General features: G+C 36.3%; 16 protein-coding genes and 1 pseudogene. 6 read left to right on the top strand and 11 right to left on the bottom strand.

The genetic code is table 11. The annotated features are described in order from the left end of the window. The first annotated feature begins 9 nt into the window (after window positions 1-9). Both HMPREF2607_RS01065 and rpsD read left to right on the top strand, forming a co-directional pair. Window positions 10-312, top strand: coding sequence for a Veg family protein (locus HMPREF2607_RS01065; RefSeq protein ID WP_002885699.1), 303 nt, complete (start codon window positions 10-12; stop codon window positions 310-312). A 197-nt stretch (window positions 313-509) separates the two neighbouring features. Next, window positions 510-1,121 carry a 30S ribosomal protein S4 gene (rpsD, locus tag HMPREF2607_RS01060; RefSeq protein ID WP_002885833.1) on the top strand — a complete coding sequence of 204 codons (612 nt, stop codon included), beginning with the start codon at window positions 510-512 and terminating at the stop codon, window positions 1,119-1,121. Window positions 1,122-1,334: 213 nt separating this feature from the next. On the opposite strand, the gene HMPREF2607_RS01055 is transcribed toward rpsD, so the two are convergent. Beyond that, entirely contained in the window at window positions 1,335-1,523 is a 189-nt protein-coding gene (locus HMPREF2607_RS01055; protein WP_014635190.1) for a hypothetical protein, read from the bottom strand. A 115-nt stretch (window positions 1,524-1,638) separates the two neighbouring features. On the opposite strand from HMPREF2607_RS01055, the gene HMPREF2607_RS01050 reads away from it, so the two are divergent. Continuing rightward, window positions 1,639-2,001, top strand: a complete 363-nt coding sequence (locus HMPREF2607_RS01050) for a DUF1304 domain-containing protein (protein ID WP_014635189.1) — start codon at window positions 1,639-1,641, stop codon at window positions 1,999-2,001. 76 nt (window positions 2,002-2,077) lie between these two features. Here HMPREF2607_RS01050 and HMPREF2607_RS01045 read toward each other — a convergent pair whose 3' ends face one another. Beyond that, window positions 2,078-2,617 (bottom strand): TetR/AcrR family transcriptional regulator, encoded by a 540-nt coding sequence (locus tag HMPREF2607_RS01045; RefSeq protein ID WP_014635188.1) that lies wholly within the window; start codon window positions 2,615-2,617, stop codon window positions 2,078-2,080. A gap of 128 nt (window positions 2,618-2,745) precedes the next feature. Between HMPREF2607_RS01045 and HMPREF2607_RS01040 the strand changes: the two genes are divergently transcribed. Continuing rightward, the gene (locus HMPREF2607_RS01040) at window positions 2,746-5,115 is read left to right on the top strand and encodes a YhgE/Pip domain-containing protein (protein WP_070475412.1); all 2,370 of its coding nucleotides are present in this window, start codon (window positions 2,746-2,748) and stop codon (window positions 5,113-5,115) included. A 37-nt stretch (window positions 5,116-5,152) separates the two neighbouring features. On the opposite strand, the gene HMPREF2607_RS01035 is transcribed toward HMPREF2607_RS01040, so the two are convergent. Genes HMPREF2607_RS01035 through HMPREF2607_RS01025 form a run of 3 tightly spaced genes read right to left on the bottom strand, consistent with a single transcriptional unit; the run spans window position 5,153 to window position 6,892 of the window. Then, window positions 5,153-5,998 carry a DUF4097 family beta strand repeat-containing protein gene (locus tag HMPREF2607_RS01035; RefSeq protein ID WP_083278646.1) on the bottom strand — a complete coding sequence of 282 codons (846 nt, stop codon included), beginning with the start codon at window positions 5,996-5,998 and terminating at the stop codon, window positions 5,153-5,155. Next, window positions 5,995-6,579 carry a DUF1700 domain-containing protein gene (locus tag HMPREF2607_RS01030; RefSeq protein WP_014635185.1) on the bottom strand — a complete coding sequence of 195 codons (585 nt, stop codon included), beginning with the start codon at window positions 6,577-6,579 and terminating at the stop codon, window positions 5,995-5,997. Before HMPREF2607_RS01030 ends, HMPREF2607_RS01035 begins: the two co-directional genes overlap by 4 nt. Continuing rightward, entirely contained in the window at window positions 6,566-6,892 is a 327-nt protein-coding gene (locus tag HMPREF2607_RS01025; protein ID WP_014632494.1) for a PadR family transcriptional regulator, read from the bottom strand. Before HMPREF2607_RS01025 ends, HMPREF2607_RS01030 begins: the two co-directional genes overlap by 14 nt. Window positions 6,893-7,054: 162 nt before the next feature. On the opposite strand from HMPREF2607_RS01025, the gene HMPREF2607_RS01020 reads away from it, so the two are divergent. Next, entirely contained in the window at window positions 7,055-7,663 is a 609-nt protein-coding gene (locus tag HMPREF2607_RS01020; RefSeq protein ID WP_070475408.1) for an NUDIX hydrolase, read from the top strand. A gap of 711 nt (window positions 7,664-8,374) precedes the next feature. Here HMPREF2607_RS01020 and HMPREF2607_RS01010 read toward each other — a convergent pair. The 3 genes from HMPREF2607_RS01010 to HMPREF2607_RS10590 form a co-directional block, all read right to left on the bottom strand. Further along, complete coding sequence (locus HMPREF2607_RS01010; RefSeq protein ID WP_022496161.1) at window positions 8,375-9,166, bottom strand: hypothetical protein; 792 nt, start codon at window positions 9,164-9,166, stop codon at window positions 8,375-8,377. 1 nt (window position 9,167) lies between these two features. Further along, a complete protein-coding gene (locus tag HMPREF2607_RS10595; RefSeq protein WP_261674258.1) occupies window positions 9,168-9,668 on the bottom strand; it encodes a hypothetical protein in 501 nt (166 codons plus the stop codon). Between the two features lie 179 nt (window positions 9,669-9,847). Further along, on the bottom strand, window positions 9,848-10,099 hold the full coding sequence (locus HMPREF2607_RS10590) for a hypothetical protein (protein WP_261674257.1): 252 nt from the start codon (window positions 10,097-10,099) through the stop codon (window positions 9,848-9,850). A 328-nt stretch (window positions 10,100-10,427) separates the two neighbouring features. Between HMPREF2607_RS10590 and HMPREF2607_RS01000 the strand changes: the two are divergent. Then, window positions 10,428-10,619 (top strand): annotated as a pseudogene (locus HMPREF2607_RS01000) (DNA polymerase); the annotation flags it as partial. A gap of 112 nt (window positions 10,620-10,731) precedes the next feature. Here HMPREF2607_RS01000 and HMPREF2607_RS00995 read toward each other — a convergent pair. From HMPREF2607_RS00995 to HMPREF2607_RS00985, 3 genes are all read right to left on the bottom strand, one after another. After that, window positions 10,732-12,672, bottom strand: a complete 1,941-nt coding sequence (locus HMPREF2607_RS00995; protein WP_070475404.1) for a hypothetical protein — start codon at window positions 12,670-12,672, stop codon at window positions 10,732-10,734. Further along, window positions 12,669-14,894 carry a glycosyltransferase family 2 protein gene (locus HMPREF2607_RS00990; protein WP_037599185.1) on the bottom strand — a complete coding sequence of 742 codons (2,226 nt, stop codon included), beginning with the start codon at window positions 14,892-14,894 and terminating at the stop codon, window positions 12,669-12,671. The genes HMPREF2607_RS00995 and HMPREF2607_RS00990 overlap by 4 nt, the downstream gene beginning before the upstream one ends. Beyond that, window positions 14,884-15,821: bifunctional glycosyltransferase family 2/GtrA family protein (locus tag HMPREF2607_RS00985; protein ID WP_148130140.1), on the bottom strand; the 938-nt coding region annotated here is incomplete at its 5' end. The genes HMPREF2607_RS00985 and HMPREF2607_RS00990, both read right to left, overlap by 11 nt.

The following is a 15,821-nucleotide window of genomic DNA, read 5'->3' as shown; positions in this document are numbered from 1 at the left end:
TATATACATATGAGTGATGCATTTGCAGATGTTGCTAAGATGAAAAACATCAAGGAAGCTATTAAGTCACATGAAGGTCAGCTAGTAGAATTGACCCTAGAGAATGGGCGTAAACGTGAAAAGAATAAAATTGGTCGATTGACAGAAGTTTATCCATCATTGTTTATTGTTGAATATCAAGACTTCAGTTCCCAAGCAGGAGCTATTAATAATAGTTATGTTGAATCTTACACATATTCAGATATTTTGACTGAGAAGACTCTCATTCGTTATTTGAGTCCTGAGGAACAAGCTGAAATCGAAAATAAATAAGAAAAAGCCTTTACTTGGGCTTTTTTTCGTGGTAGAATATTAAAGTATGTGAAATAATAGCAGGATAAAATGAAGCTCGTCAACAGGAAGTCGGCTAGAAAAGTAACCTTTGCTGTTTGGGCGAAGTCTTTCTGAACGAATCAGGTTTATCTAAAACGTTATTTCCTAAAAATATTTTTTATAGGAGGACATTATTAATGTCACGTTATACAGGTCCATCATGGAAACAATCACGTCGCCTTGGTTTCTCACTTACAGGCACAGGTAAAGAATTGGCACGTCGTAACTACGTACCAGGTCAACACGGTCCAAACAACCGTTCAAAACTTTCAGAGTACGGTTTGCAATTGGCTGAGAAACAAAAACTTCGTTTCTCATACGGTTTGGGTGAAAAACAATTCCGTAACTTGTTCGTACAAGCTACTAAAGTTAAAGGTGGAACACTTGGTTTCAACTTTATGGTTCTTTTGGAACGTCGTCTTGACAACGTTGTTTACCGTCTCGGTCTTGCAACTACTCGTCGTCAAGCACGTCAATTCGTAAACCACGGTCACATCCTTGTTGACGGTAAACGTGTTGATATTCCATCATACCGCGTTGAAGTTGGTCAAGTAATCTCAGTTCGTGAAAAATCAGCTAAAGTTCCTGCTATCCTTGAAGCAGTAGAAGCTACTATCGGACGTCCAGCATTTGTATCATTCGATGCTGAAAAACTTGAAGGTTCATTGACACGTCTTCCAGAACGTGATGAAATCAACCCAGAAATCAACGAAGCACTTGTCGTTGAATTCTACAACAAAATGCTTTAATTTTAAAATTTATTTTGCAAAAAGCCCGTTGTTATGGGCTTTTTTGTTTATCTTAAATCGTTGATTTTTGGGTTTGCTTAGATATTTGCTAGATTGATTCCATGGCCATCTCATAGAATGAGACGGCTTTTTTGTTTTCTAATAAAAAAAGTCCCTAGTCTAATACAAGTGACTAGGGGGGGAATATGATAATAGATGATTTTCAGGTATAAATTATTTATTATCCAATCCTCCTTCAAAATCTGCTGAAACATTTGAAACGTAGTTGGTGAAATAGGCTTCAAAATCTTTTTTTAGTTGGTCGTACTCCTCTTCGGAGTAATCTTTATCCTCTATATAAGCCTGAAATCTGGGAATTCCCAGATCTCTTTGGAGACGTTGGATTACTTCTGTCTTTGTCATAAGAACCTCTCTTTCATTCTTTATTTTACCATATTTCGAATTGTATGAAGCATGCATGTTGTTTTAAAGGTTTACTTTTGATATACTGTCAAAGTTACTTAAGAAGGAGGCCACTATGTCTATTATTACACTAATTTTAGCTGGGATTGTTGCTTTGGAGCATCTCTATATCATGTATTTGGAAACTTTTGCGACACATTCAGATACGACTAGTCGTGTTTTCAATATGAGCAAAGAAGAACTTCAACGTGATTCTGTTACAAACTTATTTAAAAATCAAGGAATTTACAATGGTTTGATTGCTGTATTCCTCTTGTATGGGATTTTTACAAATAGTCAGCTACTTGTAACTGTTTTTGTACTCAATGTTTTCTTTGCTGCTATTTATGGTGCTATAACTGCCAATAAGAAAATTATTTTAACGCAAGGCGGACCCGCAATTTTGACCTTGCTTTCACTTATCATTTCCTTATTTTAAGGATTTTATTGTAAAAGAAAAAAGCTGCTTTAACTATTGAAATGGTTTGCAGCTTTTTTATGCTTTTGAAGTGATTTTATTGTGGAATAAATCGTAGAAGAAAGTCTGTCATTTCTTGAGGTGATTCTTTTTTACCTTTATTTATCCAGGCTTGACCAGCGCCAAAAATAGCATGCGCAAAATAAATACTGGCATAGTCTTTCTCGAATCCTTTGAGAGCTCTTTCTTCAGCAGTGGGATTAATGAAGTCCTCAGCTATCATACGCTGAAGTTTATGTATCAGAAAATCTTGAATTTCTTTTGATCCATTGGTAGACAATAGAGCTGATAGGAGCTTTTCACGAGTGAGAAATTCAAAGATTTCGAGAAAGGCTCCCTCTTTCTTTCCTTCATATTTATCGAAGATATACTCTAGCTTGTGGAAAAGCTCTTTCTGATAACTATCAATCATTTCATACTTATCTTTGTAGTGGGTATAAAAACTCGAACGGCTAATCCCAGCTGTTTGAACCAGACGAATGGTAGTAATATCATTGAAATCTTGGTCTTCAAGACATATTACTAAAGCATCTAAAAGAGCTTTTTTTGTTTGCGCGCGTCTTTGATCTTTTGACATACAAATCTCCTTTTATACACTTTTAGACTATGTGTCCAAAAATCGATTGTTTAACATTGATTTTCAGGTAAATGAGTTTATAATTGATTATATCATAAAAATAAACACAATGTCTAAAAAGGAGAAATATGTTAGCAGAATTAAAGGCTCTTCTTAAAAGTCCAAAGCTCTGGATAACAATTATTGGTGTCTCATTGATACCTGCTTTATATAATTTAATCTTTTTGTCTTCTATGTGGAATCCTTACGGTAATGTCAAACACTTACCAGTGGCAGTAGTGAACAAAGATAAGAGTGCTAGTTTCCAGAATAAGACTCTGAATATTGGTCATGATATGGTAGACAATATGTCTAAAAACAAAAATCTAGACTATCACTTTGTGACTGAAAATGAAGCCCAAAAAGGGATTGAGGATGGTGATTACTATATGGTAATCACTTTTCCAGAAAACCTCTCAAGTAATGCAGCAAGTCTTTTGACAAATGATCCCAAGAAACTGGAAATTTCTTATCAAACAACAGCAGGACATAGCTTCGTTTCTTCAAAAATGAGCGATTCTGCCATGTCTAAGTTGAAGGATACTGTTTCTAAAAATATTACATCAACTTATGTTGGAGCTGTCTTTAGGAGTATGTCTCAACTTCAGGGTGGTATGGGAACTGCAGCGAATGGGGCTAGTCAATTATATGCAGGTGCAGGCGCACTTCAGTCTGGGAGTCAGACCTTATCAAATGGCTTAGGAACTCTTGCTGGATCTACACAAACATTGGCTACAGGTGTTGATACCTTGAGTTCAGGCGCGTCTGCCTATACTTCAGGTGTGGCAACTTTGTCAGGCGCTTTGTCACAGTTAAATGCGAACTCTGAGGCTGTTAATTCTGCTGCAGGTCAATTTGTATCAGGAGCAGAGGCCATGAATACCTTAGTTACAGGTGCAGATTCGTTGTCAACAGCGCTCAGTCAAATGGCTACAGCAACAAGTTTATCTGAAGAACAGCAAGCACAGTTGTCAACCCTGTCAACTAATTTAACTGATTTAAATACAGCAATTCAAAATCTTAATACAGCGGTAAGTAACACATCATTACCAAGTGGAACATCAACAACATCAGTAGATACAAGTTCAATAGCGACTTATCTTTCAAATATTTCTTCTGCAGCTAGCTCTATAGCAACAGCTAGTGCAACTGATAAAGCAAATGATTTGGCTGCGGTACAAGGAACAGCTGCTTATCAAAGCTTGACGGCAGATCAACAAGCAGAGATTACATCGGCAATTAGTAATTCAGGCTCTACAGCTAGTAGTTATGCTTCAACTATTGCATCTGATGTGTCAAGTATGTCAACTGCTTTATCTAGCTTGACAGGTACGACAACAACTAGTAGCGGAGATTCAAGTAGTTTGGCTTCTCTACAAACGTCTATTTCAGGCATTGCAAGTTCAGCGAATGCTCTTCTCCCTGTAGCTTCATCAACGGTATCATCAATGCAAGCTAATATTGCTAATGTCAATTCAGTACTTGTCAATCAATTATCACCAGGAGCAACTCAAGTGGCATCAGGTGTGTCAACCGCTCAAAGTACTCTAGCAACAGGTGCAAGCGCACTTTCAAATGGTTTGTCAACTTATACTGGTGCTGTGTCAACGATTGCCAGTGGTGCTCAAACTCTAGATGCTAACAGTAGTAGTTTAATGACTGGTTTTGCTACTCTTCAGAGTGGTACAAGTGCTCTCAATACAGGAGCTCAACAATTAGCAACTGGAGGAAATACCTTAACAAATGGATTGACAAGTCTGTCAACCAACCTTTCTACATTATCTGATTCATTAAACAAGGCTAATCAGCAACTATCTCTTGTTTCTGTAAATTCAGACAATGCAAAAATGGTTAGTGCTCCGCTTAAAGAGAAGAAAACTGATAAGGATAAGGTTGACACTAATGGTGTGGGGATGGCTCCGTATATGATTTCTGTTTCTCTTATGGTTGTTGCTCTTTCAACTAATGTTATCTTTGCTAAGAGCTTGACGGGAAGGAACTTTACGAGCCGTTTTGATTGGGCTAAGAATAAGTTCTTTATCAATGGTATCATTACGACTATGGCTGCAATTGCCCTTTATATTGCCATTCGATTTGTGGGAGTTGAACCAAATCATCCATTAGCTACATTTGGTATGATTCTCCTTGCAGCATGGACTTTAATGGCGCTCGTTACAGCTCTTGTGGGTTGGGATGATAGATATGGTGCATTTGCTTCTATGATTATGCTCCTTTTGCAGCTAGGTTCTAGTGCAGGGACTTATCCAATTGAACTTAGTCCTAAGTTCTTTAAGGTCGTCCAACCATTCTTACCAATGTCCTACTCCGTATCAGGTCTTCGTCAAACTATTTCAATGACAGGACAAATCTCAAATCAAGTACGTATGTTATTCATTTTCTTACTTATTTTTGTAGTTGTAGGTATTATTATTTATAGACCAAAGTCTGAAAATGAATAAACTAAAGGCCAGCTCTAATGTGAGCTGGCTTTTTATGTTATTCAACAGTTATATCACCGAGGTCTGAGGTAATGGTTAGTGTGTTATCCTTTGAGATCTTAAGGTTATTTGTGATGTCTACCTCTCCTGAATGACTATCGGCTTGAACATTGAGCGTGTAATCTTTAAGAGCTATTTCAATATCACCAGATGTAACATCAAGTTTATTGTGACCATTGAAAATTAGGTTATCTCCAGAGTAATCTCCCATTGCAATAGATAAATCTGAGTTAGTAAAAAGTGTATGATCACTATCAACACTACCAACATCAAGATTAGCTTTTAGGTTGCTGACAATCATTTTAGTAAAAGTTAGGTCCCCTACATTTAGATTGATGTCTGCTTGTTTGATGGTGCTATTACTTAAATCTAGATTTCCAGTTGCTAAATCAACCTTTAAAAAATCAATCGTTTGTTTTTTAGGGAGTGTAATGACAATGGTTTTATTTCTGACTTCCTTGTTGAGAGTAGAAAGCCTTACTAAATCTTTTAATCCGAAAAAGTTAATATGTTTGTTAGAAGTCGAATCTAATTCAGAGTTGTTATCATTGATAGTCAATTGACCATCCTTTACAGATGTGTCAATTGGATTTTTTGTTTTTTGGTAGTAAGAAAGCGTTGCTTTGTCAACTTCACCATTTTTTATAAGCACATTGTAGCTACTACTTTTAATATCAATTTTATTGAAGTCCTTAACTTCTTTCTTGACATAATCTTGCTCACTTATAGTTTTATTTTGTAAATCTGTTAAGCCACCTTGGCTATAACCCCAAGCTACTAATCCTCCTCCTAAAAATAGAGAGATAAGAGACACTCCGAGGACAATCTTTTTCCAAGTTTTCATGATTTTCTTCCTTTCTTGATGAGCCATTTAATCAATAGGGTAATTAGCTTTACAATAAGTTTACAGATTTCAAATGAAATCAAAAGCAGTAAGAGTGCTCCTCCAAACATCAATAGACCTAGACCCACTCCAAACAGTGTTGAAGCTAGTGAAACATTTAAGAGAGAGAAGCTTGTAAAGAAAGTGTAAATACCACTAATGAGTAAGGCAAAAGTAAGAGCTAAGGCAGTCACTATAACTGCAAAAATAACCACAAGAAGTGTCAATAGCATAGCTAGGAAGAATAGTAGAATTGGTAAGGCGACTGGACTGGCTAAAACAGCTAGAATCGCAATCCAGAGGATAGTTGTTTTATTACGTAAGCTACTCTTTTCCTCAATAATCTTTTCGTCTAGAAGACGACTAATGACTTCATGTGCTGCTTCCTTAGGTGTACCCAATTCTGCAATAACCTGAGCTTCATTTTCAGGTCCAGCCTCTTCAAAATATTCCATGAAATATTCGAGAGCCTCTTCATAGTCCTTTTGTGGTAATTTTCGTAGATATTTTGTTAATTTGGCTATATATTCAGTCCTTGTCATGTCTTAATCTCCCTTCTACAATACCATCGAGGGTTTCTTTATAGGTTAACCATTCTTCATTAAGAAATTGAAGATGATTTTTTCCCTCTTGGGTAATACTGTAATATTTACGTTTACGCCCTTGATATGCTTGGCTATAAGTGGTCATATAGCCTGCTTTTTCAAGCTTTTTTAGAATAGGATAAAGTGTTGACTCCTTGATATTAGCCACAAGCTTAATGGTTTGACTAATTTCATAGCCATAAGAGTCTTCTCTATCTATAATAGCTAGTATTAGGAACTCTATCAGGATTGACGATGTTGGAAAATACATAATGTGCTCCTTTGCTTTTAGGATATGTATAAAAATTATATATAATTATTTTACACATTGAGTGTATCTCTTTTAGAAAGATATGTCAATATTTTATATATAAAAAATTTATATAATAGGGATAACTTATTTTTTATGATAATATGAAGTCAAGGAGTTCTTATGACTATTAAAGATAAACTAGCTCATTACGAGCCAAAGCCACTAGGGGAGAAAGGACGCTATGCAGTGCTTTTACCCTTGATATATGATGTAAAAACTGATAAGTATCAAATCCTTTACCAAGTACGAAGTGAGCATATTTCTCAACCGGGTGAGGTCTCTTTTCCAGGTGGGCGTGTCGAAGACGGTGAGACTTTTCAAGAAGCTGCTATACGAGAAACTTGTGAGGAACTAAACTTATTTCCTGATCAAATTGACATTTGGGGAGAGATTGATTATCTGATTCATCAGGGGAGAACCATCCATTGCTTTGTTGGAAAGATAAATATAGAAAATTGGGAGGATATTCATCCAAATGAAGAGGTGAAACGGTTGTTTACAGTCTATGTTGACACGTTGTTGACAGAGAATCCGATTTATTATAAAGTGACTTCTACCTTGAGTGATGCGAAAGATTTCCCATTTTTCCTGGTAAAAAATAGAGAAAAATACAATTTTGGGTACAGTGAACGTCATATTCCTTTTTACAGAAACTTGACAGAAAATATATGGGGGATGACAGCTATGTTTACACATAGATTTACAGATATTCTGAAAGATTTAGAGTAAAAATAAAAGATCAACGGTAATATGTTGATCTTTTTACTATTAATTAAATTGTTTATTTGCTACAAAAGGAGTGAAATTTATTTCTGAGACATGGGTCTTGAGTATTCCTAAAATGATTTTCAAAATTAATATCGAAGCTTTTAGCTAGGTGGTCAACTTCAGAGTAGACAATGACTTTTTTGTTTCGTTTGTGTCATTCCTATGCTAAAAGGGGAGTACTATGTGGATAGATGCTGTTAAGCTTTGGTGTTATTCTGCCTAAGATTGATGATTCTATTGATTTTTCTGAGGGAGTTACCTATGTTGAAGAGAAGGTAAAGCATATAACTATAAATTGTAAAGCTCCAAAAATCTGGGACAATACTGAGACTATAGACAAATAGGACTGTTGCACTAACAAAAATTAGACAGCTACATATTATTGAAAGTAGAGGATACCCTTTTGAAAATAATAGGCTTTCTATGATTAAGGCAAAAGCAGGTAGCAACAGAGTTAGAATGATAATAATAAAGATGAAGCGTTGTGTATCATCTAGCATCAAGTTACCCAATGATTTACCTAGGTAAAAACGAGAATCACTCCCCCCAGGGTAAATCAATTCTCTTGTCAAGGGACTAACTAGGATTAGGGTGTCAAATAGTGAGAAAGCCGCCCATCTCCAAATAGGGAAAGCCCATTCTTCCTCAGATAATTCTCTCTGAGTTCTTTCTTCAGTTAATTCGAATTTGATTGTCATCAATATGTACCTCTTTTGGAAAGTCGTTATTTTGATTTAAGATATACCATCCATCTGGTAGTTCAGAGTTTTTAAGTACCTGTTCTAATTGAGAATGTAAGTCAATTTCTTTAGTCGTGGAACCAGAAGGAAAACTCAATTGGACAGTAAGTTGTTTGTTTTGTAGAGCATCTTTAAGTGAAAAATCATAATAGCCACCTAGCGCTTTAGAATGTCCCCTCTCATAAGTATAGAGTGTCGTGTATGGTACAGGTTCTATCTGAACAATAATATTTTTTAAATCTTTCTCGGATCTTAGAGCTTTAGAGATATCATTGATAAATTTTTGATTTCTAGGGTTGATTTTAATAGACTTTTTAACAAAGTCGTCCCCATATTCTCTTTCATCAGGTAAAATCTTATATTCACTATTTTGGCGATTAAAATCTGAGTCGCTTTCTGTTGGACTGGCAATGTAAGGATAGAGTAAATCTTGAATATGGAGAGGAAGTTGAGTCTTTACATGTTCTTTTTTGTTATTAATGGTCTCTTGATAATCAATATGGAAAATCAGATAATGTTTAACCTCATCTTCTTTATTCATACGATAAGTAATTTTATCTGCCCATCCGATACCAGTTATTTGCACCTTTCCTTGAAATCCACGAGTTTTATAAAACCCTTTAATATTTTCTTGAGCATTGTAATAGAAAAAGATAGCAATCATGGTCAATAATAAAATCAAGGGCATAGTAATTTTAAGGTATTTGAAGCTATTTTTTACCATATTAGTTATGACTCTCCTTAACTAGTAGGTTGTAATCTTTTTGACTTTTAACTTGCTCAGGGTGTCCAGTCGTTGTATCAGTACTTGTAAAATACCAATAGATATCCTCCTTATCTGATGTTAACTCTTTTTGGAGTTTAATGGCATCATCCAAATTAAGTGAATCAGTTGTTACGATAATTAGGCTGAATCTTTTTTTGAGCGATTGGTCACTGTATTCGTTATCGTCTTGATCTTTGTAATCAGCAAAATTTCTTTCTTTGGTCCAGATAAGGGGCATGGAGTTGATAGTGAGGGGATCCTCTTTATGACCTACAGAAAAATTATCCTTTAAAAGGAGATAGCGATAAGGTTTAGCAAATCCGTAGTATTGATTGACTTTTGCTGGTTTGGTTTTAGTTGTCTTATGGGTACGTAAATTGACATAGAATACTTTTTCGTTGTCATAGGATGAAAATTTCACAAACTCATCCCTACCATCGGAGTACATGGTATTATCCATAGAACCGGGATCATCGTATCCTAGTTTCTTAGCAAGGTCTAGTACATCAATAGTGTGTCCTTTTCCAGTATCTTTACCAAGCTGATAATAGTGGATAATATCATAATTTTTAGAGTCCTTCTTGTGTTTAGATGCTTTATACCTAGATTCTTGGAAGGCTAGATAGGTGCGACCGACGGCTAATTGACTTCTCTCCAGTGCTTTTCATTTCCAAACTTAACACCTAAAACGTTAAAGTTTCCAATTTTGACGTTTTGAAAGGATGTTACAGTAACTTTTTTGTTAGTATAGTCGTAAAGTCTATCGTCTAAGGAATAAGCGGCTTGAAGTCTATAACCATAGCGAACGAATGTACCTGTAAGTAGAATGGTTATAAAAATAAGGAGATAAACATGCCACATACGCCATCTAAATGTTTCTAATTTTGTCATAGGAGATCCTCTTTGAGTAATAGAAAAACCATGAAAATCTTATTTTCATGGTTTTTAATTCAATTATTTTACTTCAGTAAGAATCAGAGAAGTTAGTACCGTCTGAAATTAAATATTATCTTGATCAAAATTATGAGATTTTAGTTGAAATAGAAGAGGTTGATTACTTCGATACGGACTTTAGCAGAGCATCTCATCGACTTTCTTTGGCTGAAATAACTGAAATTGTTAAATATCAAAGTATAGGACAATGTTTGAAGCAACTACCAGAAGGCATAGGAGAAGGAGAAAGGGAATATTGGGAAAACAACTATAAAAGAGATAGATAATGGGCTATTTTGATTATTTACGAGAACCAAAATCTGATATTGCTTTTGTGGATATGAAATCTTTCTATATTAGTGTCGAGTGTGTGGAACGTGGATTGCATCCTATGAGGACCTCGTTTTGTGTGATCAGTAGAGCAGATGATTTAAACGGACTTTTCTTAACTTCCTCTCCAATGTTCAAGAAAGTCTTTTGAGCACCACAAGAGGCGAAGTCACAAACTCCGCCTCCTTCTACATATTTTTTGTTGTAATAGCATATTTTATTTGAAATATCAAGACTTATGCTTGATAAAGCTAGAAAACTTACCCTTTTCCAGCAAGAATATCTGATACTTTATACAATCCTGGGGAATATGTCCGACCAAATAGTTTTTTCGTCAAGGCATTAAACGTATAATGGTCATCTAAAATCAAGACTTCGTCATACGTTTTTAAGAGTGCAATAAAGTCATCGTCTGTTAAATTGGAATCATCTCTAGTATCGATATTTTTATTGCTGAGGTAATAACTTGTTGCGCTGTCGCTGTATGATGCCATTAAATCTAAAAATTTTTGGTCAACCGACACAAAATTTTCTCTGGCATCAACATTGACATCCCACAGATAATAACGACTAGCATATTGGGCAAAATAATTATCTACATTCTCCTTATCTGCTGTTACAACCAAAATTCTATCCGTTGACGAATTACTCTGACTTCCAGTAAACTGACGAATTTCTTTTGCGACCTCGTTTGTTTCCTGATTGTTATTGTAAACAATGCTATTATTTTCTGACAAGAACATTCCAATGGCATAAACTGTCAAAACAAGGCTCGCGTATTGGTACAAGCGTTTATTAAATAAGCTCTTGTAAGACCTAGCATTACGTTTACTAATGATTTTTTCATACAGACCCTTGTCCATTACCCATGCTAAAGCCATGGTCAAACAACCAAAAGCAAAGATAACGATGCTCGAAGCATAGCGCTCAAATCCTGCTAATTCTAACGCTTCATCAGTCGGCATTGCTGTCAGATACATGAGTAAAATGCCAATATAGTAAGTCACAATCGAAATATCAACAAATCCCCAAGTCAACAAGACAAATTTCTTATATTTCAAACGAATGCCAATCACAATAAAGGCAATCATCATAATCAGATTGATTATCAAAATTCCATTGCTTGCCAAACTGTCAAACGTAAACACCGATTTGACAAAAAGAGTGATAATTTTTTGTGGGACGCCTGACAGATTTCCAGTCAATACCTGACCAAGTTCTGACATGGACACCGCATGCTTGGCACTTGAGGCATTTGGGAAATTATCCGTCACATGCTTTTGCCAAATAACAAAAGGAAGACAGCTGACTAGCAAGGTCATTATGAGCAGCACTAGTGCTTTTAAACGTGCTCTTTTACGAACAAGTAAACGCACAATACAAACCACATAAACTACTAAAACGAGAGCGACAAAGAAAAGTCCATCTACTTTGACGATACTTAATAATCCAAGAATTACCGCCGTATTTAGCGACAAAAACCAGAAACGATTACGATAGACAAAACAACCTGCTATGGCTGCCAAGGCCAAGGCCGGAAGCAGAAAATCAACCAGCAAATTATTTAATCGAATAGCAACGTTGAACGTATTAAAAACAGCAAACGAAGCAAAAATCATGCTAACCATTAAGACACGTCGATCATCACGAAGTGCCGCAAACATGGCATAAAGACTGGAAGCAATCAAGAAGAATTGCCCGACCAACATACTACCTTCTGAAAAGCCTACGATGGTCGTGAAAAAATAAATGAAAAGTGAACTTCCAACAGGATAGGTATAATAACTAATAATCGTATCCTGCTGTGTTGGCAAAGCATTATTGATATGGAAAAATTTTACAATCGTTGCCCAATGCGTAAAATTATCATAATGTAAAAGCGGTGAATGCCAGAGCGTTATTCCAAACAAAAGCAAATAAGCCATCATTCCAAGCGAAATATAATCAAGTCTCCTAAAGCGATATTTCTTTTTCCATACCGCCCAAAGATAGTAAAGACTCAAAAGACAGCCCAAAACAGAAATGGCATACACGGTCTGCAACATAAAGCCTAACAAACTACCAAGGTACAATACCAATGTAATGACTGAAAATGTAAACACCCATGTCAGACGGCGATTCATCTTCACAGTATTACGGAAAAAGGCATTGTACCCCATGGTAATCACAAAGAACAACAGTAATCTAGCAATACTAATCATACTCTCCCTCTCCATTCATTTGCTAAGGCTTTAAAAGCAGGTAAGCTATCCAAATCCGCTAAATTGGTAACTCGATAAAGCGACTCGTCTCTATCAGTATCATAGGACACAAAAGTCAACTGAATTGGCAAATCTTTGTAGGTAAATGCGACATTCGGTTCTTTTTTAGGATTTGTCAATTTTCCAGAAAATGTCATGTAATAATAATCTGTCTTTCTAAGCTGGCATTTTTTTCCAGCAACCTGAACCTCTTCATTGACACGAACTTTCGGAAAAGCTACTTGGTCATAGGCTGAAACAGGACGTTCATTATTTTGGAAACGTTGACTAAAGTTCTCAAATAAATCATCCCATGTTGTCATCCAAGGGTCTTTTTTCTTCGGAAGATTGTGATTAATGCGGTCATAAATGTACTGATAAAATTCGCGCTTATCAGCTTCAGGAACTTCTGAAAATTGAACGCCGTAGCGCCAACCATTATCAATCGCAAAAACACGAACAACATGACCTTTTACCCTCGCATGGTAATCACGTGATTGCAAATTAAGCGTCAGTTCTTTTTCTTTCGGCAAATACAATGGTAAATCCGTATAGAATGAAATCCCCGTTTCTGAAATATCATAGACTCTCACTTGGTAAGAATCATCATCAACCTCAATAACCATAGCTTCATCAACAGTAAAACGCTCACTTGAGCGATAAATCGGACGACCAAGCGCACAGAAAATCGCAAAGGTCAAATTGATGATATGATAAATCAACCAAAAACTGATAATACTTCCATAAAAAAGCTCTGAACCAAATTTTCCATAGTTAAAAGTCACCAAACCATAAACGGCTAATCCCCATAAAACAAGATAAGGAAGCGCATAAAGGTACAACGTCCACGACGTATAATTTCCCTTACGTGTCACCTTAAATTTTTTATTGCTAATGCCAAAGGACTCCAACATCATGGGAATAAACAAATACGGAGCAAAAATCGTTTCCACAATTTCTCCCCAAACCTGTGTTTGGTATTGTTTTGAGACTTCTCGCATTGACAAGCGTGTCAAGGCGAAACTTGGCAACCAGAATAGGAACAGTAGCCAGATATTTGACACCACCACACGCACATGGAAAACCGTATATAAAATCGGTGCCAAGATATACAATAACCGTCTAAAGAAAGACCACCAATAAAGATAGCCATTAATATAAACAATTCTTTGCCCCATTGTCAATTTGGGATTAAAGAAGATATTCATATTGTAGCTACTGCGAATAACGCCACGTCCCCAGCGCACGCGCTGTTTGATGACACTCTTCAAATCTGTCGGCGTTAACCCGCTAGCCATTGGACTTTTCGTCGAATAATTTACATAACCAGCCGCATTTATCCGAACACCTAGCTCGAAATCCTCCGTAATGGTATCTGTCGGAAAACCACCAACATCTTCAATCGCCTTGCGGAAAATAAGCGTATTAGACCCCGTATAAAGCGCTGCACCGTGCGAATTATTGAAAACATTAATTTCTTTGGAAAAGAAATCTTGTTCGTTTGGTAAGGTTGATTCTGAAAACAAGTTAAATTGGAAAATATCAGCATTGTAAAAACTTTGTGGCGTTTGAATCAAACCAATTTTTGACTTATCATAATCGTCACCATTTTCATAAGCCTCAACTTGTTCAACAAAATAAGGCACAGTTTCCAACAGGAATTCACGATAAGGAATCATATCCGCATCAAATGTCGCCACCAAAGGTGATGACGTCTGACGTAAAGCATTATTGTAGTTTCCTGATTTGGCATCTTTATTATCCGCCAAACCAAAATAACCAACACCAAGCTCATCAGCCAATTTGGCAACTTCTAGACGATTGGTATCATCACAGACGTAGATATGCACCTTAGACTTATCAGGATATTCCATAAAAGTGCAGGCATTAATCGTCTTATAAAGCAACTCTGGATCCTCATTATGCGTTGCAATCAAAACATCCACATCTGGGTAACGCTCCTTAGCAATCTCAGGCTTTTCAAGCTTAAAGTCCTTTTGCTTATTCCAAATGAGAATGTAGCCTGTAATGGCTGAAACTACCTCACTTCCCCACAATAAAATCCCAAAGATCAGCGCAAACCATGAATCATGCCACGGAATAGTCGCCACCAAACGCCAAGTTAAATAAAAGGCAGTCGTTACAAATGCAACGAAATAGAGTATCCTCTTACTAGTCTTCATTCTCACCTCCACTAAAAATCAAATGTTTTTGCACAAAATAACTGACAATGAAAAGTGTACCGTCAACTAAAATCTTCACCAATGAAATTGGCAGCGTCGTCAAGGCATTTCCTAGAACTGTTACCAATAAACTTGACAAAACAATCTGTACTACCACCAAAGTGAAGTATTTTATCGCACTATTTGATTGACCTCGTTTAAAGACCACCTTATGATTCAAGGTGAAATTAACAACAGATGATATCGCACGCGCTAAAATCGAAGCTAACGTCACCGCACTAAAACTCAATCCATTAAACAAAGAAATTAAAATCGTAAAAGCAACAATATCAACCAAGAAGGAAAACAATGCTGAAAAAATGTACTTGAAGAAAACCTTGTAAATTCTAATCGAGTCACGAATCGCATCAAAATGCGACGACTGATTTTCATCCAAATAAATCGTTGCAATGCCAACTTCACAAATCAGAATATTGTCCTCTTTTGCCTCAAGTAACATATTCATCTCAAATTCATACCGTTCACCCTCCACGGTTAAGAGTTTTGGCAACCATGACATAGGAATCACACGAAGCCCCGTTTGCGTATCAGAAACGTTCATACCTGTCATAGCCCCCAAGACGTCTCTTGTCAATAAATTTCCAAATTTACTACGTAAAGGAACAGATTTTTCAAATGTTCTAACACCCAGCACCAAACTATCAGGATGTTGCAAAAATTCATCCAAACATTTCATCATGTCTTCGTAGGTATGTTGACCATCAGAATCAATCGTCACAATTCCTTTGGCATTAGGAAAATTGTCCAAAATATATGAAATAGCCGTTTTTAAAGCACGACCTTTTCCTTTATTATCAGCGTGTCTTTGCAAATGACAAGCATAGTTACTCTGCGCTATTGCAAATAACGGTGCAAAATCAGCTCCAC

The sequence above is a fragment of the Streptococcus sp. HMSC078H03 genome (assembly GCF_001808655.1).
In the GTDB taxonomy this organism is placed as follows: Bacteria; Bacillota; Bacilli; order Lactobacillales; family Streptococcaceae; genus Streptococcus; species Streptococcus salivarius_G.
This window is presented reverse-complemented; position numbering and strand designations above follow the sequence as displayed.

What these genes read in the sequence shown, in the direction of transcription:
- HMPREF2607_RS01065 (WP_002885699.1), top strand. Translation starts at nt 10, where the DNA reads ATGAGTGATGCATTTGCAGATGTTGCTAAGATGAAAAACATCAAGGAA.
- HMPREF2607_RS10590 (WP_261674257.1), bottom strand. Translation starts at nt 10,099, where the DNA reads ATGACAAAATTAGAAACATTTAGATGGCGTATGTGGCATGTTTATCTC.
- HMPREF2607_RS01035 (WP_083278646.1), bottom strand. Translation starts at nt 5,998, where the DNA reads ATGAAAACTTGGAAAAAGATTGTCCTCGGAGTGTCTCTTATCTCTCTA.
- HMPREF2607_RS01045 (WP_014635188.1), bottom strand. Translation starts at nt 2,617, where the DNA reads ATGTCAAAAGATCAAAGACGCGCGCAAACAAAAAAAGCTCTTTTAGAT.
- HMPREF2607_RS00990 (WP_037599185.1), bottom strand. Translation starts at nt 14,894, where the DNA reads ATGAAGACTAGTAAGAGGATACTCTATTTCGTTGCATTTGTAACGACT.
- HMPREF2607_RS00995 (WP_070475404.1), bottom strand. Translation starts at nt 12,672, where the DNA reads ATGATTAGTATTGCTAGATTACTGTTGTTCTTTGTGATTACCATGGGG.
- HMPREF2607_RS01025 (WP_014632494.1), bottom strand. Translation starts at nt 6,892, where the DNA reads ATGTATTTTCCAACATCGTCAATCCTGATAGAGTTCCTAATACTAGCT.
- HMPREF2607_RS01050 (WP_014635189.1), top strand. Translation starts at nt 1,639, where the DNA reads ATGTCTATTATTACACTAATTTTAGCTGGGATTGTTGCTTTGGAGCAT.
- HMPREF2607_RS01020 (WP_070475408.1), top strand. Translation starts at nt 7,055, where the DNA reads ATGACTATTAAAGATAAACTAGCTCATTACGAGCCAAAGCCACTAGGG.
- rpsD (WP_002885833.1), top strand. Translation starts at nt 510, where the DNA reads ATGTCACGTTATACAGGTCCATCATGGAAACAATCACGTCGCCTTGGT.
- HMPREF2607_RS01040 (WP_070475412.1), top strand. Translation starts at nt 2,746, where the DNA reads ATGTTAGCAGAATTAAAGGCTCTTCTTAAAAGTCCAAAGCTCTGGATA.
- HMPREF2607_RS01010 (WP_022496161.1), bottom strand. Translation starts at nt 9,166, where the DNA reads ATGGTAAAAAATAGCTTCAAATACCTTAAAATTACTATGCCCTTGATT.
- HMPREF2607_RS01055 (WP_014635190.1), bottom strand. Translation starts at nt 1,523, where the DNA reads ATGACAAAGACAGAAGTAATCCAACGTCTCCAAAGAGATCTGGGAATT.
- HMPREF2607_RS10595 (WP_261674258.1), bottom strand. Translation starts at nt 9,668, where the DNA reads ATGGATAATACCATGTACTCCGATGGTAGGGATGAGTTTGTGAAATTT.
- HMPREF2607_RS01030 (WP_014635185.1), bottom strand. Translation starts at nt 6,579, where the DNA reads ATGACAAGGACTGAATATATAGCCAAATTAACAAAATATCTACGAAAA.